Raw genomic sequence first — 25242 nt, forward strand, 5'->3', positions numbered from 1 at the left:
AAAAAGCACCTTCGGGTGCTTTTTTTTATCCGTTCTCAGAAGAAATCTTGTTAAATTGCCGTATCGGCTTAATAACGTGGATAATTCAGTTCTGCTTGTGTGATGTGCGGCTGCCGAGGCGGGCTACACTGCTTGCACCGCAGACTTTATTCTGTGAATTGGATGATCATGAAAAACTTTAAATTCTCTTCGTTCCTGCTGGTACCGCTGCTTGCCGTGCTGGCCGCGTGCGGTGGTGGCGGCGGCAGCAGCACCCCCTCGACCCCGGCCGTGACGCTGAAAAGCATTGCCGTGACTTCGGCGCAGCCGACCACCATGGTGACCAACACCACCGCGCAGCTGACCGCCACCGGCACCTATTCGGACGGTTCGACCAAGGCGCTGACCAGCGCGGTCTGGGCCATCAAGTCCGGCGCCACCACGGTGGCGCAAGTATCGTCCACCGGCCTGGTCACCGCCAAGGGTGTCGGCACCGAATCCGTGACCGCCACGGACAGCAGCATTACCGGCACGATCGCACTGTCCGTGATCGCCCCTTCGCCGTGGACCCAGGTGGCCGCCGGCGGCAACCAGACCATCGGCCTCAAGACCGACGGCAAGCTCTATAGTTGGGGCTCCAACATCCGCGGCCAGCTGGGCGACGGCACCAGCACCGACCGCAGCGCGCCGGTCACGGTGTCCGGCAATAGCACGCTGTGGAAGCAGGTGGCCGTGGGCGACCGCTTCGCCGTGGCGATCCGCACCGACGGCACGCTGTGGGCCTGGGGTTACAACCTCAATGGCCAGCTGGGCGACGGCACCCAGATCGACCGCCTCACGCCGGTCCAGATCGGCACCGCCAAGACCTGGAGCTTCGTTTCGGCCGGCCGCGCCCACGTGGCGGCGCTGCAGAGTGTGACCAGCACCGGCACCACCGGCAGCGCTGGCACCACCGTGTCCACCTTGTACACCTGGGGCAGCAATGTCAATGGCCAGCTGGGCGACGGCACCACCGACGAAAAGCGCGTGCCGACCAAGATCGGCACTGCCAACTGGCTGACGGTGGCGGCCGGCGATTCCCACACCGTGGGCATCCAGAGCAACAACACGCTGTGGGGCTGGGGCGACACCTCCTTTGGACAGGTCGGCAATGGCGCCACCAGCGGCAATGTCGTCGCGCCGGTGCAAATCGGCACGGCGACCTGGCTGTCGGTGGCGGCCGGCAGCTTCCACACGCTGGCGATCAGCACCGACAGTGCGTTGTTCGCCTGGGGCCGGGGCGATTCCGGTCAGCTGGGCAATAACGGCAACAGCCTGCAGCCGACGCCGGTGCCGGTCAGCACGGCCAAGAACTGGGCCCGCATCGCCGGCGGCCTGTCGCACAGTGTCGGCGTGCAGAACGATGGCACGCTGTGGGGCTGGGGCTCGAACGCGGAAGGCCAGCTTACCAATGGCAATACCGACAGCCTGTTCCCGGTCCAGATCGGCGACCTGAAAACCTGGAAAACCGTGGCGGCCGGCAACGCCCATACGGTCGCGCTGCGGGCCGACAGCACCTTGTGGACCTGGGGCCGCAACGGCAACGGCCAGCTGGGCAACGGCACCGTAACCAACTCGGCGACGCCGGTCAACGTGGCGTATTGATCGCGGCTTGGCGGCGCAACAACGGACGGCGGGCATCAGCCCGGCCGTCCGTTGCTTTTTGTGTGGCGCCGGCGTCGAAGCGGCTACACTAGAGCCACTGCCTATCGTCCCGGGAACTCTGTGACTGTGCGCTTTTCCGCCCTTGCCGCGCTGTGCACCGCTGCCGCCTTGCTGCTGGCTGCGGTTCCGGCCTTGGCGCTGGAAAAAGTTACCCTGCAACTCAAGCACGTCCACCAGTTCCAGTTTGCCGGCTATTACGCTGCACTGGAGCTGGGTTATTACCGCGAAGCCGGGCTGGACGTGCGAATTCTCGAAGGGACGGACGGCAATGCGCCCGAGCGCGATGTGATTGCCGGCCGGGCCGAATACGGCACCGGCAGCAGCAGCCTGCTGCTGGCGCGCATGGCCGGCAAGCCGGTGGTGGTGCTGGGCGTGATTTTCCAGCATTCGCCGTATGCGCTGGCGATGCGCCAGGGCGGCGCCGAACCTGATATCCGCCGCCTGATCGGCAAGCGCGCCATGATCGGCTCCCTCACCGACGACCTCGGCAACGCCGACGAACTGCTGGCCTATCTGACCAAGGAAGGCGTACCGTCCACCAGCTTCCAGCGCGTCGAGCACAGTTTCAATCCGGATGACCTGATCAACGGCAAGGTCGACGCCATGGCGATCTATACCACCAACGAGCCGGACACCTTCGACCGCCTCGGCTTTCCATATGATATCTACAGCCCGCGCTCGGTCGGCATCGACTTCTACGGCGACAACCTGTTTACCAGCGAGCAGGAGCTGGCCAACCATCCGGCACGCGTGAGCGCCTTCCGCGCCGCCAGCATGCGAGGCTGGCAGTGGGCCATGAGCCACCAGGAAGAGGCGGCGGATATGATACTCAGCAAGTATTCCCGCCGCAGCGACCGCCAGCACCTGCTGTACGAAGCGCGCCAGATGGTGCCGCTGGTGCAGCCGGTGCTGGTGGAAATCGGCTACATGAATCCGGACCGCTGGCAGCATATTGCCGACGTCTACGCCGGACTGGGTATGATGCTGCGCCAGGCACGCTTCGACGGCTTTATGTACCGCGTCGACACCGCCCGCGCCAGCCTGGCGTGGCTGTACCGGCTGCTGGTGGCCGTGGTGCTGCTGCTGGTGCTGGGCGCGGCCATTCACTTCAGTTTGCTGGCGCGCGAGCGCAAGCGCGCGCTGGAAACCATCCGCCACGGTGAGCGGCGCTTCCGCACCATGTTCGAGGCGTCACCGCTGGGCATTGCGCTGATCGATTCGATCACGTATGAATACCGCGATATCAATGCACGTTACCAGGAGATACTGGGGCGTTCGCAGCATGAGCTGCGGGCGCTGCGCTGGCTGGAAGTGGGCCATCCTGACGATGTGGTGCAGATCAAGGCGGAGATGGCGCTGCTGACCACGCAGCAGATCAGCAGCTTCAAGGCGCTCAGCCGGCTGTTCCGGCCGGACGGCACGGTGACCTGGATCGATGTCTCGGTCAACGCCATCGAACCCGAGGCCGGCAGCCATCCGCACCACCTGTGCATGATCGAGGACGTCACCGCCAAGAAGCAGAGCGAGGCGCTGATCTGGCAGCAGGCCAATTTCGACACGCTGACGCAGCTGCCCAACCGCCGCATGTTCCTCGACCGGCTCGCGCACGACATGCTCAAGAGCCAGCGCGACAAGTCGCGCATTGCCGTGCTGTTCATCGACCTCGACCACTTCAAGGAAGTCAACGACACGCTCGGCCACCAGCAGGGCGACGTGTTGCTGATCGATGCCGCGCGCCGCATCAGCGCCTGCGTGCGCAAGTCGGACACGGTGGCGCGCCTGGGCGGCGACGAATTCACCGTCATCCTGACCGAGCTGGAGGCGCCGGACCATGTTGAACGCATCGCCCAGTCCATTCTTAACAGCTTGCTGAAGCCGTTCGATCTGGGCCAGGAGCAGGCATTTGTCTCGGCCAGCATCGGCATCACGCTGTACCCGGACGACGCGCTGGACATCGACGACCTGCTCAAGCACGCAGACCAGGCCATGTACGCGGCCAAGGGTGCCGGTCGCAACCGCTACAGCTATTTCACGCCGACCTTGCAGGTGGCGGCGCTGAACCGCATGCGCCTGACCAACGACCTGCGCGGCGCGCTCAAGGGCCAGCAGTTCGCGCTGTATTTCCAGCCGATCGTGCACCTGGAAAGCGGCGCCATCCACAAGGCTGAGGCGCTGATACGCTGGAACCATCCGCAGCGCGGGCTGGTCAGTCCGCTGGAATTCATTCCGCTGGCCGAAGCGAGCGGGCTGATCGTCGAGATCGGCGAATGGGTGTTCCACGAATCGGCGCGCTGGGTGCAGCGCTGGCGGCAGCAGGTGCATGGCGAGTTCCAGGTCAGCCTGAACCAGTCGCCGCTGGAATTCCAGCGCGAGGGCAGTTCTTACCAGGGCTGGCTGGCGCATTTGCAATCGCTGGCGCTGCCCGGCCAGTCGCTGGTGGTGGAGATCACCGAAGGGCTGCTGCTGGACGCCAGCAGCGCGGTCAGCAACCGCCTGCTGCAACTGCGCGACGCCGGCATCCAGGTCGCGCTGGACGACTTCGGCACCGGCTACTCGTCGCTGTCCTATTTGAAGAAGTTCGACATCGACTACCTGAAGATCGACCGCTCCTTCACCCGCAACCTGGCGCCCGAATCCAGCGACATGGCCTTGTCGGAAGCCATCATCGTCATGGCCCACAAGCTGGGCCTGAAAGTCATCGCCGAGGGCGTGGAGACGCCCGAACAGCGCGACCTGCTGGCCGCCGCCGGCTGCGACTACGGGCAAGGTTATCTATTTGCCAAGCCGATGCCAGCCGAGCAGTTCGACGCCTTCCTGCGCGATAATGCTATGCCGCTTGCAGCGTCGATAGTCAAAGCCAATTGAAACTATTGGAACAATCAATTTTGCAAATGGCGGGAAAAGCCTTACACTGGCGTCTCAATGATTCACAACCCCAACGAGGAAACCACCATGTCCCTGATCAATACCCAAATCAAACCATTCAAGGCCCAGGCTTACCACGCAGGTAAATTCATCGAGGTCAGCGACGAGACCCTGAAAGGCAAGTGGGCGGTCCTGATGTTCTACCCAGCCGACTTCACCTTCGTCTGCCCTACCGAACTGGAAGATCTGGCCGATTTCCAACCTGAATTCGCCAAACTGGGCGTGGAAGTTTACGGCGTGTCGACCGACACCCACTTCGCTCACAAAGCATGGCACGACACCTCGGACGCGATCAAGAAAGTGAATTACCCACTGATCGGCGACCCAACCGGCACCCTGTCGCGCAACTTCGAAGTCATGATCGAAGAAGAAGGCCTGGCACTGCGCGGTACCTTCGTGATCAATCCAGAAGGCCAGATCAAAGTGCTGGAAGTGCACGACAACGGCATCGGCCGCGACGCTTCGGAACTGCTGCGCAAAGTTAAAGCAGCTAAATACGTTGCCGAGCACCCAGGCCAGGTTTGCCCAGCTAAATGGACCGAAGGCGCAGCGACCCTGACCCCATCGCTGGACCTGGTTGGCAAGATCTAAATCTTGAGCAACAAAGCAGCACACAAGTAGTTACCGCGATGCCGGACCGGGCGTCCGGCCCGGCATACGCCTAAATATTTGTAAAGGAAGAAAATCATGTTGGACGCTACCCTCAAAACCCAGTTGAAAGCCTACCTGGAAAAAGTGGTTTACCCACTGGAGCTGGTCGCCTCTCTCGATGACAGCGCCAAAGCCCGCGAGATGAAAGAACTGCTCCTCGAAATTAGCGAGTTGAGCGACAAAATCACGCTGGTCGAGCGCACCGAAGCGGGCGTCCGCGCACCGTCGTTCAGCATCAACCGTGCTGGCACCGATATCGCCGTGCGTTTCGCCGCGATTCCGATGGGCCACGAATTCACCTCGCTGGTGCTGGCGCTGCTGCAAGTCGGCGGCCACACCATCAAATTTGACGAAGCCGTGATCGAGCAAATCCGCAACCTGGATGGCGATTACGAATTCGAAACCTTCATGTCGCTGACCTGCCATAACTGCCCGGACGTGGTGCAGGCGCTGAACGCCATGTCGGTGATTAACCCACGCATCAAAGTCACCACCATCGATGGCGGCCTGTTCGCCAAGGAAGTGGAAGAGCGCCAGATCCTGGCCGTGCCGATGATGTTCCTGAACGGCCAGCATTTCGGCCAGGGCCGTACCTCGGTCGAGGAAATCCTCGCCAAGCTGGACACCAATGCCGGCGTCCGCCAGGCAGCCGAGATCAGCAAGAAAGACGTGTTCGACGTGCTGGTGGTCGGCGGTGGCCCAGCCGGCGCGGCAGCGGCGATCTACGCCGCCCGCAAAGGCATCCGTACCGGTGTGCTGGCCGAGCGTTTCGGCGGCCAGGTGCTGGATACGCTGGCGATCGAGAACTTTATCTCGGTCAAGGCCACCGAAGGCCCGAAATTTGCAGTGGCGCTGGAACAGCACGTCCGCGAATACGAAGTGGACATCATGAACACCCAGCGCGCCAGCAAGCTGGTGCAGGTAGGCAAGCTGACCGAAGTGCATACCGCTTCCGGCGGCGTGCTGAAAGCCAAGTCGGTGATCCTGGCGACCGGCGCCCGCTGGCGCGAAATCAACGTGCCGGGCGAGAAGGAATACCGCAACCACGGTGTGGCCTACTGCCCGCATTGCGATGGTCCGCTGTTCAAGGGCAAGCGCGTGTCGGTGATCGGCGGCGGTAACTCCGGCGTGGAAGCGGCGATCGACCTGGCCGGCCTGGTCAAGCATGTGACGCTGATCGAGTTTGGCGCTGAACTGCGCGCCGACGCGGTGCTGCAACGCAAGCTGCGCAGCCTGCCGAATGTCACCGTGATCACCTCGGCGCAAACCACCGAGATCCACGGCGACGGCAAGATCGTCAACGGCCTGAGCTACACCGACCGCAACACCAGCGTGTCGCACAAGGTTGAGCTGGAAGGCGTGTTCGTGCAGATCGGCCTGGTGCCGAATACCGAGTGGCTGAAAGGCACGGTAGCCCTGTCGCGTCATGGCGAGATCGAAGTCGATGCGCGTGGCCAGACCTCGCTGCCGGGTGTGTTTGCCGCCGGCGACGTCACCACCGTGCCGTACAAGCAGATCATCATCGCCACCGGCGAAGGCGCGAAAGCGGCACTGTCCGCCTTCGATCACCTGATCCGCTCTGACGACGAAGAAGTCGTCGAAGAGTCGGCCGACAAGCACGCGATGACCGCGTAATCTAAGCCGGCATTAAACAAAAATGGGAGCCTCGGCTCCCGTTTTTGTTTATTTCTTCAGCACCCCCGAGTTTCGCCCGAACTCGCCGAGCATATTATCCAATCCCCGAAAGCCAAACAGCAGTGCGGCAATCACCAGAATGGTGACAAAATTCACAGCCAGATTGCCGCTGACATCTGCTGCCCACCCTTTCCAACTACGCTTCTGCTGTTGGTTGGCTTGAATCACTTCCAGTTGTTCCCCTACCTTCGTCGCCAAAAAATCCTGCTCCAACTCGCGTTTGCGTAGCTCCAGCGTTTTCCCAACTAATTGCTGCATTAATTTTTCGGCTTGCTGCACGTACATCTTGCGCATGCTCGGAGTACAGCAGGAAAGATAAAATGTTTCTAGTTCGACTTGCGTAGCTTCTTTGCCGTTCTTTTCAAGAATTGCGCGCAGTGACTCAGCTTTATGCTGTTTATAAACGGTATAGGCGAAGATAGCGAGGGCTTCGCTGCTGCATTCCTGCGCGAGTAATTGATACATGGCAGGCATGATGATGGCCCATTTAATTCTTGAATGTCTCTTTCCATGCTGCGTCTAATGCAGCTCGAATTTCTTCACTGGTGAAATGCGCGCTGGGCCAGTCATCGAAGAACTTCTTGGGGCGCGGTTTGCCTGCACGTTCGTTGCGCATATCTTCGTCGACAGCCCTGCAAATCTCACGGATTTCTTCCGAGGTAAGATTGTCGAATCTCATAATCGCCTCCTGTATAGATCTCAGGCCAGTGTACGCCGTGTGTTGCGGCGCACGTTTGATATGGCTCTAGGAGGTCAGGTCGTAGCTGGCTTGCTTGGTGCGCAGGGCCATGGCGTTGCGGTGGCGGGCGCGCAAGCGTGGGTCGGTGATCAGCCTGCCCAGCGTTTCGCCGATCACCATCACCACGCCCAGCAAGGGCAGCACCAGCATCAGCCCGGCCACGCCGGCCACCGAGCCGCCGATAAAAATCATCAGCACGGTAATCAGCGGATGGATGTGCAGGCTGCGGCCCAGCGTCAACGGCATGAAGACGAAGTCGTCCAGCAGGCGTACCAGGATGAATACGCCGATTGCCATATACGCCACCGACGGTTGCGACGGCGCATCGGTCGACGCCACCATCACCACCAGCATGCAGCCGACGATCGAACCGACATACGGCACCCACGCCAGCAGCGCCGCAATCAGCCCCAGCACCAGCGGCGACGACACGCCGATCGCCCACAAGCCCAAGGCCAGCACCGCTGTGTCGAGCACGGTCAGCCGTATCAGCCCCTTGAAGTAGCGGTGCGCGGTCTGGTCGACTTCATGCAGCAGGCATAGCGTGCGTTCAAAGAAGGCATTCGGCACCGCCCGCGCCAGGAATTTTTTAAAGCGCAGGCCGTCGCGCAAAAAGAAGAAGGTCAGGAACGGCGCCAGCAGCAGCGACGGCAGCCACGCCACCACCGTCACCAAAATGTCGGTCAGGTGCGACTGGATGAAGTCGCCCGTGAATTCGCTCATGCGCTGGTTGACGGTGTCGGCCAGCGCCACCTGTTTCAGCAAGGGGAACTGCTGCTCCAGCGCCACCATCGTATGGCGCACGAATTCCAGCCCGCCGGCCAGGTAGATGCCCAGCATTTCCTGCCACGAGGTGGTCGGCGCGGATTTCCAGTACACCGCCGCCAGCACGGCCAGCGCCACCAGCAGCAGGGACACCGTGCCGACCATGAAGGTGGCGGCGTTCTGGCTGAAGCCCATGCGGATCAGGCGCTGCGTCGGCGGTTGCAGAATGTAGTACAGCACGATGCCGAGCAGGAAGGGCACGGCCAGGAACAGCATCTGCTGCAACAGGAACAGCAGCCCGCAGGTGGCGGCGATGATGCCGCTCCACACCACCGGCCCGCCGCGCTGTTGCGTCGGCAGCAGATTCATAGCGCCTCCAGTTGCGGCTTGCCGGTCATCCAGTCGCGCAGGCGGCGGCCGATGTGGCGCGCCAGGGCCAGCGAGATCTTGTAGCCGATCACGGGATCGGTTTCCATCAGGCCCATGAAGTCGGCGCGGAAGAATACCGCTAGTTCGCAGTTGTCCAGCGCGCGCGTCTGGGCGTTGCGCGGGGCGTTGTCCAGCAGCGCCAGGTCGCCGAAGAAGGAGCCGGACGACAGTTCCGCCACCACTTCGCGTCCCGCCCCCAGCTGGCGGCTGATGATCACGCGGCCCGACGTCACCAGGTACAGCGCCTGGCCTTCCTCGCCTTCGTCGAAGATGATTTCTTCGGCCAGGTAGCGGCGCTCGTGCATCAGGCCGTCGATGATTTTCAGTTCGAGCGGGGTCAGCGAATCGAACAGCGCCGAATCTTTCAGGCGCAGCAAACGGGGTGACAGGGCGGGGGACTTGAACAGGCCAAACATGAGGCAAAACTCCTGCGGAAATAACGGGGCAGCATCCATTGTCGCCGGTTTTACGGCGGCTGCCGCCACCCAAAGGGAATTGTTGCTAATTCATCACATATTTGCCGCCGCCGCGTCACTTGCAAGGTCATACCCTTGACATACTCGGCCGCTAAGCTGGCGCCCGCAATCCCACCACAACAACCAGCAGAGCAGAGATGAATATCAAACGTAGCCAAATTGCGAGCGCCGCCGCGCTGTGCGCCTGCCAGGCCATGATGGTCGCCCACGCCGACACCATCGCCGACACCGCCACCACCGCCGCAGATAGCCAACAGTCCATCATCGTCACCGGCACCCGCGCCAGCAACCGTACCCAGTTCGACACGCTGGCGCCAGTCGACGTGTTCAGCCGCGAGGACATCGCCGCCGTCGCCTCGTCCGACCTCAACGACGTGCTGGCCCAGCTGGTGCCGTCGTACGTGGTGCAGCGCCTGCCGATGGCCGATGGCCAGGTATTCGTCCGCCCGGCCACCTTGCGCGGCCTGTCGCCGGACCAGACGCTGGTGCTGGTCAACGGCCGCCGCTTCCACCGCAGTGCGCTGCTGGGTGCGCGCGGTGCGCAGGCGCCCGACCTGGCGCAGATTCCGAGCAGCGCCATCAAGCGCATCGAGGTGCTGCGTGACGGCGCCTCGGCGCAATACGGTTCGGACGCGATTGCCGGCGTCATCAACATCATTCTGGACGACAGCCTCGGCGGCGAACTGACCGCCCAGCATTCGCAATACAGCGAAGGCGACGGCAAGGCCAACGAGTTGCACGCCAAGTACGGCTTCATGCTGGGCGAGCATGCGCGCATCGCGCTGTTTGCCGAGGCAGCGCAATCCGATCCGACCTCGCGCACCCGCCAGCGTCCGGACGCCATCGCATTCCAGGCCGCGCATCCAACGCTGAGCGTACCGAATCCGGTGCAGCGCTGGGGCCAGCCGGAACTGGAAAGCCAGCACCTCGGCTACAACGCCACGCTGGACCTGGGCAACGAGCTGGAAGCCTACAGCTACGGCCTGTTCGCGCACAGCGATGGCACCTCGGACTTCAACTGGCGCAATCCGGACACCGGCACCACGGTCTACAAGCTGACCACGATTTTCCCTGGCTGGGATGTGCGCAGCATTTATCCGGTCGGCTTCAGCCCGCAGTACACCAACAAGCAGAACGACATGCAACTGCTGGCCGGTCTGCGCGGTCGCATGAGCGAAGCGCTGGGCTGGGACGTCAGTGCCTCCTACGGCCGCAACGCCATCGACTATGGCTTGCACAACTCGATCAACGCCTCGCTCGGCCCGTCCAGCCCGACTTCGTTCTACCTCGGCCGCCTGACGCAGGAAGAAAAACTGGTCAACGCCAACTTCAATTACGAATGGCGCGTGGCGGGTTTGTCGCAGCCGGTCAACCTCGCCGTTGGCGCCGAATATCGCAACGAGACTTATTCGGTCAAGGCCGGCGATCCGGCCTCCTACGCGGTAGGCCCAGGCGCTGCTGCCGGCCTCGACGCCAACGCCAATGGCGCGCCGGGCTTCAGCGATATCCAGTCCGGCAAATGGGGCCAGGACAGCTATGCCGCCTATGCCGACGTCGAAGTCCCGCTGAGCAAGCAGGCCACCATCGGCGCCGCCGTGCGTTATGAAGATTTCTCCGAGTTCGGCAACACCGTCAACGGCAAGCTGTCGGCGCGCTTCGAGGTGACGCCGGACTTCGCGCTGCGCGGTTCCTGGTCGACCGGCTTCCGCGCGCCAACGCCGGGCCAGCTCAACACCAACAGCACCAGCCAGGGCCTGGACACCAAGACGCTGCTGGTGTTCACCAGCGGCCGCCTGGCCAACAACGATCCGCTGGCGGTGGCATTGGGCGCCAAGCCGCTGCAACCGGAAAAATCCAAGAACCTGTCGCTGGGCCTGACGTGGAAAGACGCCAGCGGCCTGTCCGGCTCGGTGGACCTGTACAACATCAAGCTGCGCGACCGCTTCAGCACTTCGGCCTCGTTCGCGGTGCCGGCCGGTGTGCCCAATCCGCTGCGCTACACCTCGGTCAGCTACTTCACCAATGACTTCGACACCACCACCAAGGGCGTGGATGTAGTGGGCAGCTATCTGCACCGTCTCGGCGTCGGCAAGCTGAACCTGACTGCGGCTTACAACTACAACGAAACCAAGATCGACGGCGGCAAGTCCAGCATCGCCACCAATGAGAGCCAGCGCGTGGTGTTCGAAGAACGCTTGCCGCGCCAGAAGGCTACCTTCAGCGCATCGTATGACCAGGGCGGCTGGAGCACGCTGGTGCGCGCGCGCTACTACGGCAGCTGGACCGACAGCACCGGCAACGCCACCGGCGACATCTTCCAGCGCTTCGGTGCGATGCGCTTCCTCGACCTGGCCGCCACCTACAAGCTGACGTCCAAACAGTCGCTGCGCTTCGGTGTCGACAACGTGCTGAACAAGTATCCGGACGAAGCCGTGTTCCAGGCCAGCCGCGGCCTGATCTACTCGCGCAACGCGCCGTACGATACCGACGGCCGCAATCTGTACGTCGATTACACGGTGAAGTTTTGAGCCTGCGTAATCCCACGCGCCGCCGGTGGCTGAAGGCTGGCGCGCTGCTGGCGCCGACCGCCACACTGGCGGCATCGCCGATGCCGGTGCGGCCGGCGGTGTCGCCGCAGGAGCTGGCTGCTGACGAAGGCTACTGGCAGTCGGTCGCCGCGCAGTACGACATCAAGCGGGACGTGGCGATGATGGACAACGCCTACTGGGGTTCGATGTCGCGCCCGGTAATGGAGGCCTATCAGCGCCATGTGGCCGACGCCAATCACGGCAATTCCTACTACGGCCGCTTGCAGTTTCCCGCCGAGTTTGAATCGGCACGGCAGCGGGCGGCGCTGGCGCTGGGTGTCTCGGCCGACGAGATCGCCTTTACGCGCGGCGCCACTGAAGCACTGCAAATCCTGATCAGCGGCTACAACCGCCTGCAGCCGGGCGATGTGGTGCTGTGCGCCGACATCGACTACGACAATATGATCACCACCATGCACTGGCTGAAGCAGCGGCGCGGCGTGGAGGTGGTATCGATTGCGATGCCGGAGCCGGCCAGCTACGAGGCGGTCATCGACAGCTACGCGCAAGCGATGGCGCGTTACCCGCGCCTTAAGCTGATGCTGCTGACGCACGTCAACCACCGCAACGGCATGGTGCTGCCGGTGGCCGAGATCAGCCGCATGGCGCGCGAGCGCGGCATCGACGCCATCGTCGACACGGCGCATGGCTTCGGCCAGCTGGATATGCGGATTCCCGATCTGCATGCGGATTTCGCCGGCATCAACCTGCATAAATGGATAGGCGCGCCGGTGGGCGTCGGCGCGATCTACATTCGCCGTGGCCGGGTGCGCGCCGTCGATCCGTATATGGGCGAGGACGACCGTGGCGATGTGCGTACCCGCGTGCACACCGGCACGCTCAACTTTGCCGCGTATGTGACCCTGCCGCTGGCACTCGACCTGCATGAACAGGTAGGCGTCGCGTATAAACAGGCTCGGCTGGCGCGGCTGCGCAACCGCTGGCTGGATGCGGTGCGCGATGTGAGCGGCCTGGAGTTGCTGGCGTCGTCCGATCCGCGTTTGAGCAGTGCGATTGCCTCGTTCCGCTTGCGCGGCCGCACCTCGATGGCGGACAACAATGCATTGGCGCGCCGTCTGCTGAAGGAGCATGGCGTGTTCACCGTGCCGCGCGATGGGCTGGCGGCCGGCGCCTGTGTGCGCGCCACGCCGTCGATCTTTACCTCGGAAGCGCAGGTGGACCGCCTGAGCGAAGCGCTGCGGCGGGTGGCAACTTAAAGCTGCACGGTCTGCACCAGCGGCAGTTGCGGTTCCAGGTGGCTGGTCAGCAGGATGCACTGGCGCGCCAGCCGTTCCGGCGCGGCCAGCTGCTGGCGCAGGTAGGCTACCGCATCGACATCGAGGCCGTTGAAGGGCTCGTCAATCAGCAGCAGTTGAACTGGCAGCGACAAGGCCAGCGACAACTGCATCTTCTTGTGCTGGCCCAGCGACAGCGTGGTGACCGGCTGGTCCAGCGTCGGCAGCAGGTGGAAGGCGGCCAGCTCGGCGTTGAGCAGTTCGGCATCGGCGCTGGCATACAGCGAGACGTGCATGTCCAGCACCTCGCGCACGGTCAGCCATGGCAGTTGCGGCGTGTCGCCGCCGCAGTAGTAGCATTGCAGGCGATAAGCCAGCGGCTGCGCCTGCAACTCAAGATCGTCCAGCCAGATATGGCCGCCGTGCGGCGTCAGCGCGCCGCCGGCCAGTTTCATCAGCGTGGTCTTGCCGGCGCCGTTTTCACCGCGCAGCCAGGTGATGCCGTTGCCGAGCTTGAGATTGAATTGATTGAACAGCGGATGGCTGGCGTATTCAAAGCTGAGCTGTTCGATTCTTAATTCCATAATTCACTTCCGATTGCGGTCAGGATGAGGATGGCGCTGATCACCAGGCCGACGCGGCCGCGCACGCTCAGCTTGCGCAGCGCGACCACGGCCAGTTGGGCGGTGGCGGCAACGGACAGCCAGACGGTGGCGACGGTGTGGCTGTAGCCGCCGGCGCTGCGGCCCAGCGTCAGCACGGCGAACCAGCCGAGCACGGCCAGTCCCGGCAGCAGTGTCGCCAGCATTGCCAGGCGATACAGCGATGCGGTGCGCAGCGGCCAGCCGGCGGCGACCGGACGCAGCAGCGCGATTTGCTCGGCCACGGCCTTGTCGCCACGGTCGGTCAGCAGCATGGTCATTAACGCGGCGCACGCGCCCCACAAGGCTGGCGGCACCAAGGGCGGATGCGCCATCCACACGCCGATGCTAAGCAGCGCGCCGGCCAGTAGCAAGGTTTGCTGAATGCCGATGACATTTTCCGCGCGCCAGAACGGCAGCCAGAACAGCCGATACCAGTAGCGCGCCATGCCACCGCGTTGCGCGATGTATTGAGTCGGCGCAGGCCGGGAACGGCCGGGCTTGCGCGCAGCAGGTATGCGGTTGCGATGATGCAGCATGAGTGCTGACAACAGCCAGGCCAGCAGCAGCGAGACAACAGTGATCAGCAGTGCTTGCGGCGCAATCGGACGCAGCCAGTCCGGCCACTGGAAAAACCAGATCGCGGTGGAGATGGCGTAGACCAGACTCAGCGGACCGACGATCAGGCCGGCGACGGCAGCATCAGCCTGCCATTTGCTGCGCGGCGAAATCGGCAGCGGCCGGCTCCACAGCATCACCGTCGCCGGATGCAGGCGCTTGCGCAGCAGCCAGACCGGCAATGTGCCCAGCAGCGTCTGGCCAGTGAACAGGCCGAGCGCTTCCGGCCATGGCTGGCTGGCGGCAAACAAGCCGGGCAGGGCGATCACGGCGACCAGGCCGATCAGCACCGGGCCGAAGCCGAGCAAAATATATTCGAGGGAACTTTTCAGGCTGGCGGCGAAGTGCAGCAGCGCGTGCCGTGCCAGGCGTAGACGGAAATGGAGATAAGCATTTTTCATTGCCGATCAGCTTACATGCTAATTCTGAAATGCAAATGAAAAAAAGGCCCGATGCGAACATCGGGCCCTTCTTCTGAATATTGGCGGAGCGGACGGGACTCGAACCCGCGACCCCCGGCGTGACAGGCCGGTATTCTAACCAACTGAACTACCGCTCCAATTCGTTTTTTATAAGTTTAGCTGGTGGGTGCTGAGAGGCTCGAACTCCCGACCTACGCCTTGTAAGGGCGCCGCTCTACCAACTGAGCTAAGCACCCAGAAAACTTATCAGCGTTGTTTCATTTAACTGCGACAACTGCTGAACGAGGCCGTATTCTATAGGAGGCCGATTCGGTTCTGCAAGGGGTTTTGTAAATTATTTAGAAAATTGTTTTAGCGTGGCGGCGGCAAGGCATTCAGCAGGTCGCGGGTGCCGTTGTCGAACAGCCGGTGGCCCATGTCGGCGCCGAGGTAGCGTTCGTAGAATTTCTGCATGGTGCCGTCGAGCACAATCGAGCGCAGCGCGTCGGCATAGCGTTGCAGTATGTGCGGCGGCACTTTCTTTGACACATACAGGCCGACCATCATGCGTGGCGATTCGCTGACCCACGTCGCGCTCATTTTGGCGGTCAGGCCGAACAGGCGCTGGTTCAGCAGGTGGATGGTGGCGGGCGCCAGCGTGCCTTCGGCGCGGCCGGCCTTGATCTTGCGGAACACCACGCCGAAATCGCTGACGTATTCCAGCCGGCCTTGCTGTTGCAAGCGCCAGCTGTTGCTGCGCCTCGGCCGCGTAGAAGATGCCGCGCGTGATATTCAGGCGCGCGTTGCTGTGATCGACGAAGTCGGCCAGGCTGTGGAACTTGCCGGCGTCCGCTCCCAGCAGCACCAGTTCAAAACGGGTCCAGGTATAGGGCAGCCAGATGCCGTAGCGGTCGCGCTCGGCCGTGCGCAGCGAGGCGCCGGTCATTTCCAGTTCGTTGCTGAAGAACAGCGCTTGCTGGCGGCTGCGCGGATACCAGCGCACATTCAGCTGGCAGCCGCTACGCAGCTGGATTTCGGCCAGCACGTCAATATTGCTGCCGCGAATCACTGTGCCGTCGAGGTAGGAGGAGTAACCGAGATCGCTGACGCCCACCCGCGCCGGGGTGCAGGCCGGGTCCAGCGGCACGGCCTGCGCGGCAGTCAATGGCAGCCATAAAGCTAGCAACAAAGTGAACAGGCATCTGGTCATGCAACGAGTGTAGCATCGGCAACTTGCATGCCGACGATTTTCGGTGGATACTGTACGTATTTACAGTATTATTTGTGTATTATGGCCGACACCGCGCGCCGCATTGCCCATATCGACATGGACGCTTTCTTTGCGTCGGTGGAGTTGTTGCGCTATCCGCAGCTGCGCGGCCAGCCGGTGGTGATCGGCGGCCGTGGCTACGATCCCGAGCAGCGCGCAGATGGCTCGTTTGTCTTCAAGCGCCTGCGCGATTATGTCGGCCGCGGCGTGATCACCACCGCCACCTACGAGGCGCGGGCGTTCGGCGTCGGTTCGGCGATGGGCATGATGAAGGCGGCCAAGCTGGCGCCGGACGCCATCCTGCTGCCGGCCAATTTTGATTCCTACCGCCATTACTCGCGCCTGTTCAAGCAGGCGGTGGCCAGCATCGCGCCGGATATCGAAGACCGCGGCATCGATGAAATCTTCGTCGACCTGACCCATGTGGACGGCGAGACGCAGGACATCGGCGCGCGCATCAAGCAGGCGGTGCAGGACGCCACCGGTCTGACCTGTTCGATCGGCATCACGCCCAACAAGCTGCTGGCGAAAATCTGTTCGGATCTGGACAAGCCGAACGGCCTGACGGTGCTGGGCTTTGACGATATTCCCACCCGCATCTGGCCGCTGGGCGTGCGCAAGGTCAACGGCATCGGCCCCAAGGCCACCGAAAAGCTGGCCTCGCTGGGCATCGAGACGGTGGGTCAGCTGGCGCAGGCTGATCAGGGCTTGTTGCAGGATTATTTTGGCGCGCATTACGCGGCGTGGCTGGCGCGGGTGGCGCAGGGCATCGACGATCGCGAAATTTCCACCAGCCGCGAGAGCAAGTCGATGTCGCGCGAAACCACCTTCGAGCGCGACCTGCATGCGCGCCAGGACCGGGCGACGTTGTCCGGCATCCTGACCACGTTGTGCGAGCGGCTGGCGGACGATCTGAAGCGCAAGGATTACGTCAGCCGCACCATCAGCATCAAGCTGCGCTATGACGATTTCCAGATCGTCAGCCGCAATGTGACGCTGCCGCAGGCGGTGGCCGAACCGGCCGCGATCCTGCAGGCGGCGCGCGAATGTCTGAAGCGGGTGCCGCTGCAGCGCAAGCTGCGCCTGCTGGGCGTGCGTGCCAGCACGCTCGAACCTCCCGGCGCCATGGCCAGCGCGCAACAGCCGGTGCAGGGCGATCTATTCGCCTGAGACCGGGTGTGCGCCAGCGTGTAAAATGGCGCTCCTTTTGCAATTTCCGAAACAAGGCCAGTCAACTTTATGTGGTTCAAGAATCTACAGATTTACCGTCTGCCGGCCCCTTGGGCCTACACTCCCGAACAACTGGAAGAAGCGCTGTCGTCGAACGCGTTCACGCCGGCCAGCAGCAACGAGCTGCTGCGCCAGGGCTGGGACAAGCCGCGTCCTAACGGCGGCCTGGTCCACGTGGTCAACAAGCAGATGCTGATCGTGCTCGGCACCGAGAAAAAACTGCTGCCGTCCAGCGTCATCAACCAGGTCGCCAAGGCGCGCGCCGCCGAAATGGAAGAAGCCCAGGGTTTTGCGCCGGGCAAGAAAGCCATGAAGGAACTGAAGGAACGCGTGGCCGACGAACTGCTGCCGCGCGCCTTCTCGATCCGCGGCAACGTCTGGACCTGGATCGACCCGGTCAACGGCTGGCTGGTGGTGGACGCCGCCAGCCCGGCCAAGGCCGATGAAGTCATCAAGCTGCTGCTGAAGGCGGTCGACCGCATGCCGCTGGAAAGCCTGCGCGTGCAGCGCTCGCTAGTGGGCGTGATGACGGAATGGCTGCAAACCGACGAAGCGCCGGCCGGTTTCACGGTCGACATGGACACCGAACTGCGCGCCACAGGCGAGAGCAAGGCGGCGGTGCGTTACGTCAAGCACTCGCTGGACCCGGAAGAAGTGCGCCGCCACATCGCCGCCGGCAAGCAGTGCACCCGCCTGGCCATGACCTGGGACAGCAAGATTTCCTTCGTGCTGACCGAATCGCTGGCGATCAAGGGCGTCAAGCCGCTGGATGTGCTGGACGAAAAAGACGCCGGCGTGCGCAATGACGACGAACGCTTCGACGGCGACTTCATGCTGATGACCGGCGAACTGGCCAAGCTGATGGCCGACGTGGTGGAAGCGCTGGGCGGCGAAGCCAAGGCATAATCGCCCACATCCCTTGCCTTTCAGTTAAAAATGCCGCGAAGTCGTTGATTTCGCGGCATTTTTTCGTTGGTAAATGCAAAAAAATGTGCATTGCCATGAGGAAAGTAAGACAAATTCTGCTATAGTGAAAAGTCTTATCAAAAGAGGAACTTCCTATGAGCGGCCCTGTCGGATTGACCACACTGCAGATCGCCAATCTGACCTCGCAACAGCTGGCGGCATGGACCACGGCGGACATCGCCGCCCTGACGCCGGCGCAAGTGCCGGCGCTGCGCCCGGCCGTGCTGAATGCCGCCGGCGCCGCCACCACCGCGCTGATGGCGGCGCTCAATCCGGACCAGATCGCCGCGCTGAGCGTGGCCCAGGTGTCGGCGCTGGGGACGCGCGCCTTCACCAGCCTGGCCCACGGCGCGATCGCCTCTTTTGAAACCGCCGACATCGCCGCACTGAGCACCGCCAACTTCGCCACGCTGCAAACCGCCGACATCGCGCTGATGCAGGCGGCCCAGTTCGGCGCGCTGAGCGCCGCACAGCTGACCACATTTTCTGCCGACGACGTGCGCGCCATCAGCGATGCCGGTTTCGCGCAACTGAGCACCCAAGCCATGGCGACCCTGGGCAGCACCCAGGTGGCCGCCTTGACCAGCGGCCAGACGGTGGCCCTGACCACGCGCCAGGCCACGGCCTGGAATGCGACCCAGCTGGCCGCCTTGTCGAGCGCCAACCTGGCCGCGCTGCAAGCGGCCGACCTGGGGGCGATGAAAACCGCCACCATCGCCGGCCTGTCGGCCAGCCAGATGGCGCTGCTGTCGGCCGGCCAGCTGGCCGGCTTGAGCACGGCGCAGTTTGCCGCACTGAACACCAGCCAGGTCGCCGCGCTCAGCAACGCCGCGCTGGCCGGCCTGTCCGGCGCCGACCTGGCGGCACTGAGCACTGGCGCCGTCGCCCAGCTGGGCACGGCCGTGCTGGCGCAACTGAGCAGCGAACAGCTGGGCGCCCTGACCACCCGCCAGATCGTGGCGCTTAGCAGCGCCCAGGTTGCTGGCCTGACGCCGCAGCAAGTCAGCCGGCTGCGCAGCGCGCAACTGGCGGCGCTGGGGTCGCGCCAGGTAGCCGGCTTGTCCAGCGCCGATATTGCCGCGCTCGATAGCGGTGACCTGCCTTACCTGAATGCGGTGGCGATGGGCGCGCTGACGTCGGCGCAGTTCAGCGTGCTGGGCGGCGCCGATTTCAGCGCCATCGCCAGCCTCACCACGGCGCAGATTGCCGCGTTGGGCACCGCCACGCTGGTGGCGCTGAATGCCGCCCAGGCCGCTGCGCTGAGCAGCCGGCAAGTGGCCGCCCTGAGCAGCGCGCAGGTCAGCATGCTGTCGCTCGCCGCCATCCACGCCCTGTCGGCCGCCGACCTCGGCGCGCTGCGCACCAATGCAATCACCGCGCTGTCGACCCAGCAAATGGCGGTGTTGAGCAGCGCCCAATTCGCCGCCTTCACCACGGCGCAGTTCTCGGCCATGAGCAGCCGCCAGCTGGCGGCCATCAGCAACCAGACCCTGGCCGGCCTGTCCAGCGGCGCCTTGTCGGCGCTGTCGACCAGCGTGATCGCGCAACTGAGCCCGTCGCTGCTGGCGGCGCTCAGCGTGACGCAGCTGGCTGGCCTCGGTTCGCGCCAGATTGCCGCGCTGAGCACGGCGCAAGTGGCGGCCCTCGATGCGGCGGTGCTGGCCTCGCTGAGCACCGCCCAGATCGTCGGTCTCAACAGCACACAGGTCAGCGCGCTGAGCGAAGACGACCTGAACACCCTCGGCACCCGCGCCTTGCGGGCGCTGACCACCAGCGTGATGGCGGCGCTGAATTCCCAGCAGCTGGCCGCCATCGGCTTGCTGGACGGGGGCACCGCCATTGCCGCGCTGAGCACCGCCCAGATCGCCGCGCTGCGCAGCAGTGCACTGGCCGGCCTGACCCACAATCAGTTGCTCGCGCTGACCACCGCGCAAGCCGCCGCGCTGACCAGCAGCCAGGTGGCGGCGCTGCCGAACGCCCTGCTGGCGGCGCTGGAGACGGCCGACTTTGCCGCGCTGCGCACCAGCGTCATTGCCAGCCTCGGTACGGCGGCGCTGGCGCTGCTCAGCAGCGATCAGGTCAGCGCCCTGACCACCGCGCAAGCCAGCGTGCTGAGCGCGCGCCAGTTGGCCGCGCTGAGTGCCCCGAGCCTGGCCGGCCTGCAAAGCGCCGACCTCGGCGCGCTGGCCACGGCCACCATTGCCGCCATCGACGGCGCGCGCCTGGCGTCCCTGCAGACCGAACAGTTGAGCGGCCTGGCCACGCGCCAGATCGCCGTGCTCAGCATCGAACAGTTGAACGCGCTCAGCGATGACCAGCTGGCCAGCCTGCGTTCGGCCCAGGTGGCCGCCCTGACCAGCCGCCAGATCGGCGGCCTCAGTGTCGACACCGTCGCCGCGCTCAGCAGTGCCGGCGTGGCGGCGCTCAGCACGGCGGTCATCGCCAGCCTGAGTTCGCAACAACTGGCAGCGCTGGGACTGGATGTGGCGGCGCTCAGCACGGCCCAGATCGCCGCTCTGCGCACCAGCACGCTGGCGGGCCTGACTGCCGCGGAAGTGATGGCGCTGGGCACGCGCCAGGCCGCCGCGCTGAACAGCGCGCAGGTCCAGGCGCTGTCGACCGCGATCATCCACGCGTTTGAAGCCGCTGACTTCGCTGCGCTGCGCACCAACGCCATCGCCGCGCTGACCACGGCGCAAGTGGGGGCGCTGACCAGCGACCAGCTGAGCGCGATGACGCCGGCCCAGTTTGCCGCGCTCGGCACCCAGCAGCGCGCCGTGCTGCCGACCGACGCCATCGCCGGCTTCTCCAGCGACAGCCTGGCTGCACTGGGCCCGGCGGTGCTGGCCGCGCTGTCGGCCGACCTGATTGCGCGCCTGAATGCAGCGCAGCTGGCGTCGCTGGGTTCGCAGCAATTCGCCGTCTTCAGCAGCGCCCAATTGGCGGCGCTGAGTGCGGCACAAGTGGCCTTCCTCAGCAGCAGCCAAGTGGCCGGCCTGACCAGCCGCAACCTGCCGGGCCTGTCGACGGCCGATATTGCCGCGCTGAGCAGCAACGGCCTGCGCGGGTTGAGCACGACGATGCTGCAGGCGCTGAGCAGCACGCAACTGGCGGCGCTGGGTGCAGATCCGCACGGTAACCTGTTCGGCGCCCTCAGCACCACGCAGATCGCGGCGCTGGGCACCCGCGCCATCGGCTGGCTCAGCATCGACCAGATCGTTGCCCTGAGCACCTTGCAGGCCAGCGTATTGAGCAGCGCCCAACTGCGCGCCTTGAGCAGCAATGACATCGCGGCGCTGGAGACGGCCGATGTGGCGGCGCTGCGCACCGCCGCCCTGAGCGGGTTGAGCACGGCACAGGTGGCCGCGCTCGGTAGCGACCAGGTGGCGGCCCTGACCAGCCAGCAAATCGCGGTCCTGAACGCCGCCCAGTTTTCCGCGCTCAGCTCGGCAGGGCTGCTGGGCTTGCAACTGAGCGACATTCCCGTGCTGAACACCGGCGTGATTGCCAGCCTGACCACGCGCGCGCTGGCCGCGCTCAGTCCCGAGCAAGTCGCCGCGCTGGCCACCCGCCAGATCGCGACGTTGAACAGTAGCCAGTTGAACGCGCTGAGCAGCCGCCAGATATTCAGCCTGCAGTCGGCGCAATTGGCGGCGCTGAGCTCGGCGCAACTGGCCAGCCTGTCGCTGAGCGACATCGGCGCCCTCAATCCCGAGTTGCTGGCGGCGCTGAGGACGGCGGCGATTGCCGGCCTGAGTTCGGCGCAGTTGAGCGTACTGGGGAATGATCCGCTCGGCAGCGGCCATACTGCGATCGGCACGCTGACCACGGCCCAGATTGCCGCCTTGCGGCCGGCTGCGCTGGCCGGCTTGCGCTCCGCGCAGGCGGCGGCGCTGAGCTCCGACCAGGTCATGGCCTTGAGCAGCGCGCAGCTGGCGGCCCTGTCGACCGCCGATCTTGGCGTGTTCGACCTCACCGATATCGCCGCACTGCGCACCAGCACCCTCAAGGGCTTGTCGTCCAGTCAGCTGGCCGGCCTCAGCGGTGACCAGTTCGCAGTGCTCAGCACCGGCCAGTTTGCGGCGCTGGGCAGTGCGGCGCTGCGCGGCCTGACGGGCGCACAGGCGGCCGCCATCACGGTCGAGCAGGCCGGGGCGATCACCAGCGCCCAGCTGGTCGGACTGTCGCTGGCGGCCATCGCCAGACTGAAGGCGGAAGAGCTGGCGGCGCTGCGTACCAGCGCGATCGCCGGCCTGACATCGGCCCAGATGACGGCCATCGGCACGGCCCAGCTGGTGATGATGTCGACCGCCCAGGTTGCTGTGCTCAACAGCGCACAGGCAGGCGCCTTGTCGGCCGCCAGCGTGATCAGCCTGTCGGGCGCGCAGTTGTCGGTATTGAGCACTGCCGCCGTCAGCGCCCTGGACGCGGCCGGCCTGGCGCAACTCAGCACCCAGAAACTCCTCAGCCTCACTACGCGCCAGATCGCCAGCCTGACGTCGGGCCAGGTCAGCGCCTTGTTGCCGGCGCAGATGACCGCGCTGACCGCAGAGCAAGTGGCGGCCCTGGCCGTGCGCCAGGTGGCCGGACTCTCGACGGCCGATGTGGTGGCGCTGGACAGCGATGTCGGCGCCCTCAGCACGCAGGCGGTGGCGGCCCTGAACACCAGCCAGATCGGCGCCCTCGGCACCAACAGCCTCGGCCAGGCGGTCAACTTCGGCCTGCTGCGCACGGCGCAGGTCGCCGCGATCGCCACCGCCGCGCTGCAAGCGCTGCGCTCGTCCCAGGTGCAAGCCTTTACCAGCGAACAGATCGGTGCGCTCAGCCTGACGCAGATCAAATCGGTGGCGCCGGCCTTCCTGCACGGCCTGAGCCGTTTGCAGCTGGGTGGCCTGAGCACCGCGCAGTTGGCGGCGCTCAGCACTTACCAGCTGGACGGCCTGACCACGGCGCAGCTCAGTTTGCTCAGCACGACCCAGGTGCATGCATTGACGGCGGCGCAAGTCAGCAGCCTGACGGTCGACGACATCGCCGCCTTCGGTAACGATGCGCTGGCGGCCCTCAGCATTGCCGCCATCGCCACCTTGACGCCGGAACAGCTGGGCGCGCTGGGCAGCCAGGGCGGCGGCCTCGTCGCGCTGAGCACGGCGCAGATCGCTGCGCTGAGCACGCGCACCTTTGCCACCATCAGCACTGCCCAGGCGGCGGCGCTGACGCTCAACCAGATCGCCGCCCTGAGCGCGGCGCAAATGGGCGTGCTGCCGCTGACGGTGGTCGGCGCGCTGGACGCCGGCGTGATTGCCATGTTGAAGCCGGCCGTGGTGGGCAGCCTGAAAACCGAGCAACTGCTGGCGCTGAAGAGCAACCAGATCGCTGCGCTCACCGGGGGGCAGGTGGCGGCGCTGACCAGCACGCAGCTGGCCACCTTGGCGGCGTCGCAAGTGCGCTACCTGGACCCGAACGACATCGCCCTGATCAGCCCGCAACTGCTGAATGCGGCGGCGCGCGACGGCAACCTGCTGGCGGCGCTGAACACCGCGCAATTGCAGGCGATGACGTCGGCGCAGTTTGCCGCGCTGAATTCGGCGGCGGTGGCGCGCCTGCTGCCGGCCTCGCTGGCGGCGGTGGAAGCGGTCGATATCGCCGCGCTCAGCACCGGCGTCATCAGTGCGCTGAGCGATGCCCAGTTGCAGGCGTTGACGGTGCGCCAGGTATCGTCGCTGACCGTCCAGCAATTGGCGGCCTTGATTCCGCACGATAGCGCCGAGCAATTCACGGCGGCGCAAATGGCGGCCTTTACCGGCGCCCAGCTGGCGGCGATGAGCACCGCCCTGATTGCCGACCTCAGCGCGGACAACCTGCGCGCCATCGACGTGGGCGATATCGCCAGCCTCGGCACGCGCCAGATCCGCGCGCTGACGCCGTATCAGATGACGTCCTTGAGCAATGCCCAGTTGTTGCAGCTGACCACCACGCAAACCCATGTGATGACGGCGACGCAATACAACAACCTGTCGACGGCCCAGCAGGCGGTGTTCACGGCCGAACAGAAAGCGGCGATGACCTTCGTCACGCCGCTGGTGCTGGACCTGGACGGTAATGGCGTGCGCACGCTGGGCCTGGACGCCGGCGTGCAGTTCGACCTGGCCGCCAGCGGCGTCAAGCGCGCCACCGGCTGGGTTGGCCAGGGCGACGGCTTGCTGGCGCTGGACCGCAACCATGACGGCATCATCAACGACGGCAGCGAACTGTTCGGCTCGGCCACCAGGCTGGCCGACGGCAGCACCGCCGGCAACGGCTACCAGGCACTGGCGTCGATCGACAGCAATGGTGACGGCGTCATCGATGCGCAGGACGCGCAGTTTGGCGACCTGCGCGTGTGGGTGGACGCGAATGCGGACGGCGTCAGCCAGCCGGATGAGCTGAAGACCCTGGCCGCCTTGCACATCACCAGCCTCAAGCTGGACGTGCAGCGTAGCAGCGCGCTCGACAATGGCAACCTGGTCGGCATGACGTCGACCTACACCACCGACGACGGCCAGTCGCACGCGGCGGCCGACGTCTGGTTTGTGCAAGGCCTGAGTGGCAATGTCGGTGGCATGGCGCAAGCGATGTCGAGCTATGCGGATGCGGCAGGCGGCAGCGCTGCGGCGCCGGCGAGTGGCCAGCTGGCGACGCACAGCGCGCGCCTGGCGGAAGCGTTGCAGCACTACAGCGCCGCCGGCCTGCGCGTCACCAACGCCGCCCACACGGATGCCGACACGCAGCGCCTCAAAGCCCTGCAAGCCGGCGCCACGCAAGGGCTGCTGGCAGCGCGCTAACTCCGGGGTCAGGTCCGGCACTTGGACACGAGCACAACTGTAGCGGCTGCTACGGTTGTGCTCGTGTCCAAGTGCCGGACCTGACCCCGGATTTCTGAATTTCCTTTTC

General features: G+C 64.6%; 17 protein-coding genes and 2 tRNA genes. 10 read left to right on the forward strand and 9 right to left on the reverse strand.

What is annotated here, in order from left to right:
* Nucleotides 1-168: 168 nt before the first annotated feature.
* From GTP69_RS12370 to ahpF, 4 genes are all read left to right on the forward strand, one after another.
* The gene (locus GTP69_RS12370) at nucleotides 169-1623 is read left to right on the forward strand and encodes an RCC1 domain-containing protein (protein ID WP_161055186.1); all 1455 of its coding nucleotides are present in this window, start codon (nucleotides 169-171) and stop codon (nucleotides 1621-1623) included.
* A 126-nt stretch (nucleotides 1624-1749) separates the two neighbouring features.
* The gene (locus GTP69_RS12375; protein ID WP_161055187.1) at nucleotides 1750-4548 is read left to right on the forward strand and encodes an EAL domain-containing protein; all 2799 of its coding nucleotides are present in this window, start codon (nucleotides 1750-1752) and stop codon (nucleotides 4546-4548) included.
* Between the two features lie 87 nt (nucleotides 4549-4635).
* A complete protein-coding gene (ahpC, locus tag GTP69_RS12380) occupies nucleotides 4636-5199 on the forward strand; it encodes an alkyl hydroperoxide reductase subunit C (protein ID WP_161055188.1) in 564 nt (187 codons plus the stop codon).
* A gap of 96 nt (nucleotides 5200-5295) precedes the next feature.
* A complete protein-coding gene (gene ahpF, locus GTP69_RS12385) occupies nucleotides 5296-6894 on the forward strand; it encodes an alkyl hydroperoxide reductase subunit F (RefSeq protein WP_161055189.1) in 1599 nt (532 codons plus the stop codon).
* Nucleotides 6895-6942: 48 nt separating this feature from the next.
* On the opposite strand, the gene GTP69_RS12390 is transcribed toward ahpF, so the two are convergent.
* The 4 genes from GTP69_RS12390 to GTP69_RS12405 all read right to left on the reverse strand — a co-directional run bounded on the left by GTP69_RS12390 (nucleotide 6943) and on the right by GTP69_RS12405 (nucleotide 9303).
* Nucleotides 6943-7428, reverse strand: a complete 486-nt coding sequence (locus GTP69_RS12390) for a hypothetical protein (protein ID WP_161055190.1) — start codon at nucleotides 7426-7428, stop codon at nucleotides 6943-6945.
* Between the two features lie 13 nt (nucleotides 7429-7441).
* Entirely contained in the window at nucleotides 7442-7633 is a 192-nt protein-coding gene (locus GTP69_RS12395; protein ID WP_161055191.1) for a hypothetical protein, read from the reverse strand.
* A gap of 66 nt (nucleotides 7634-7699) precedes the next feature.
* On the reverse strand, nucleotides 7700-8827 hold the full coding sequence (locus tag GTP69_RS12400) for an AI-2E family transporter (protein WP_161055192.1): 1128 nt from the start codon (nucleotides 8825-8827) through the stop codon (nucleotides 7700-7702).
* Nucleotides 8824-9303, reverse strand: a complete 480-nt coding sequence (locus tag GTP69_RS12405; RefSeq protein WP_202424395.1) for a cyclic nucleotide-binding domain-containing protein — start codon at nucleotides 9301-9303, stop codon at nucleotides 8824-8826. The genes GTP69_RS12400 and GTP69_RS12405 overlap by 4 nt, the downstream gene beginning before the upstream one ends.
* A gap of 197 nt (nucleotides 9304-9500) precedes the next feature.
* On the opposite strand from GTP69_RS12405, the gene GTP69_RS12410 reads away from it, so the two are divergent.
* Entirely contained in the window at nucleotides 9501-11891 is a 2391-nt protein-coding gene (locus GTP69_RS12410) for a TonB-dependent receptor plug domain-containing protein (protein WP_161055194.1), read from the forward strand.
* Nucleotides 11888-13168 carry an aminotransferase class V-fold PLP-dependent enzyme gene (locus GTP69_RS12415; RefSeq protein WP_202424396.1) on the forward strand — a complete coding sequence of 427 codons (1281 nt, stop codon included), beginning with the start codon at nucleotides 11888-11890 and terminating at the stop codon, nucleotides 13166-13168. Before GTP69_RS12410 ends, GTP69_RS12415 begins: the two co-directional genes overlap by 4 nt.
* On the opposite strand, the gene GTP69_RS12420 is transcribed toward GTP69_RS12415, so the two are convergent.
* The 5 genes from GTP69_RS12420 to GTP69_RS31340 form a co-directional block, all read right to left on the reverse strand.
* On the reverse strand, nucleotides 13165-13770 hold the full coding sequence (locus tag GTP69_RS12420) for an ABC transporter ATP-binding protein (RefSeq protein ID WP_161055195.1): 606 nt from the start codon (nucleotides 13768-13770) through the stop codon (nucleotides 13165-13167). The genes GTP69_RS12415 and GTP69_RS12420 overlap by 4 nt on opposite strands.
* On the reverse strand, nucleotides 13761-14846 hold the full coding sequence (locus GTP69_RS12425) for a hypothetical protein (RefSeq protein WP_161055196.1): 1086 nt from the start codon (nucleotides 14844-14846) through the stop codon (nucleotides 13761-13763). Before GTP69_RS12425 ends, GTP69_RS12420 begins: the two co-directional genes overlap by 10 nt.
* 81 nt (nucleotides 14847-14927) lie before the next feature.
* A tRNA-Asp gene (locus tag GTP69_RS12430) sits at nucleotides 14928-15004 on the reverse strand.
* Between the two features lie 23 nt (nucleotides 15005-15027).
* Nucleotides 15028-15103: transfer RNA gene (locus GTP69_RS12435), tRNA-Val, on the reverse strand.
* A 115-nt stretch (nucleotides 15104-15218) separates the two neighbouring features.
* Nucleotides 15219-15587, reverse strand: a complete 369-nt coding sequence (locus GTP69_RS31340) for a transporter substrate-binding domain-containing protein (RefSeq protein ID WP_229260917.1) — start codon at nucleotides 15585-15587, stop codon at nucleotides 15219-15221.
* 10 nt (nucleotides 15588-15597) lie between these two features.
* On the opposite strand from GTP69_RS31340, the gene GTP69_RS31345 reads away from it, so the two are divergent.
* The 4 genes from GTP69_RS31345 (at nucleotide 15598) to GTP69_RS12455 (ending at nucleotide 25133) form a co-directional block, all read left to right on the forward strand.
* Nucleotides 15598-16023 carry a hypothetical protein gene (locus tag GTP69_RS31345; protein ID WP_229260918.1) on the forward strand — a complete coding sequence of 142 codons (426 nt, stop codon included), beginning with the start codon at nucleotides 15598-15600 and terminating at the stop codon, nucleotides 16021-16023.
* Nucleotides 16024-16137: 114 nt separating this feature from the next.
* Nucleotides 16138-17286, forward strand: coding sequence for a DNA polymerase IV (dinB, locus tag GTP69_RS12445; RefSeq protein ID WP_161055197.1), 1149 nt, complete (start codon nucleotides 16138-16140; stop codon nucleotides 17284-17286).
* Between the two features lie 69 nt (nucleotides 17287-17355).
* Nucleotides 17356-18252, forward strand: a complete 897-nt coding sequence (locus tag GTP69_RS12450; RefSeq protein ID WP_161055198.1) for a recombination-associated protein RdgC — start codon at nucleotides 17356-17358, stop codon at nucleotides 18250-18252.
* 155 nt (nucleotides 18253-18407) lie between these two features.
* Nucleotides 18408-25133 carry a beta strand repeat-containing protein gene (locus GTP69_RS12455; RefSeq protein WP_161055199.1) on the forward strand — a complete coding sequence of 2242 codons (6726 nt, stop codon included), beginning with the start codon at nucleotides 18408-18410 and terminating at the stop codon, nucleotides 25131-25133.
* Nucleotides 25134-25242 lie beyond the last annotated feature (109 nt).

Origin of the sequence: Duganella levis (genome assembly GCF_009857605.1) — a bacterium.
Taxonomy (GTDB): Bacteria; Pseudomonadota; Gammaproteobacteria; order Burkholderiales; family Burkholderiaceae_D; genus Rugamonas; species Rugamonas levis.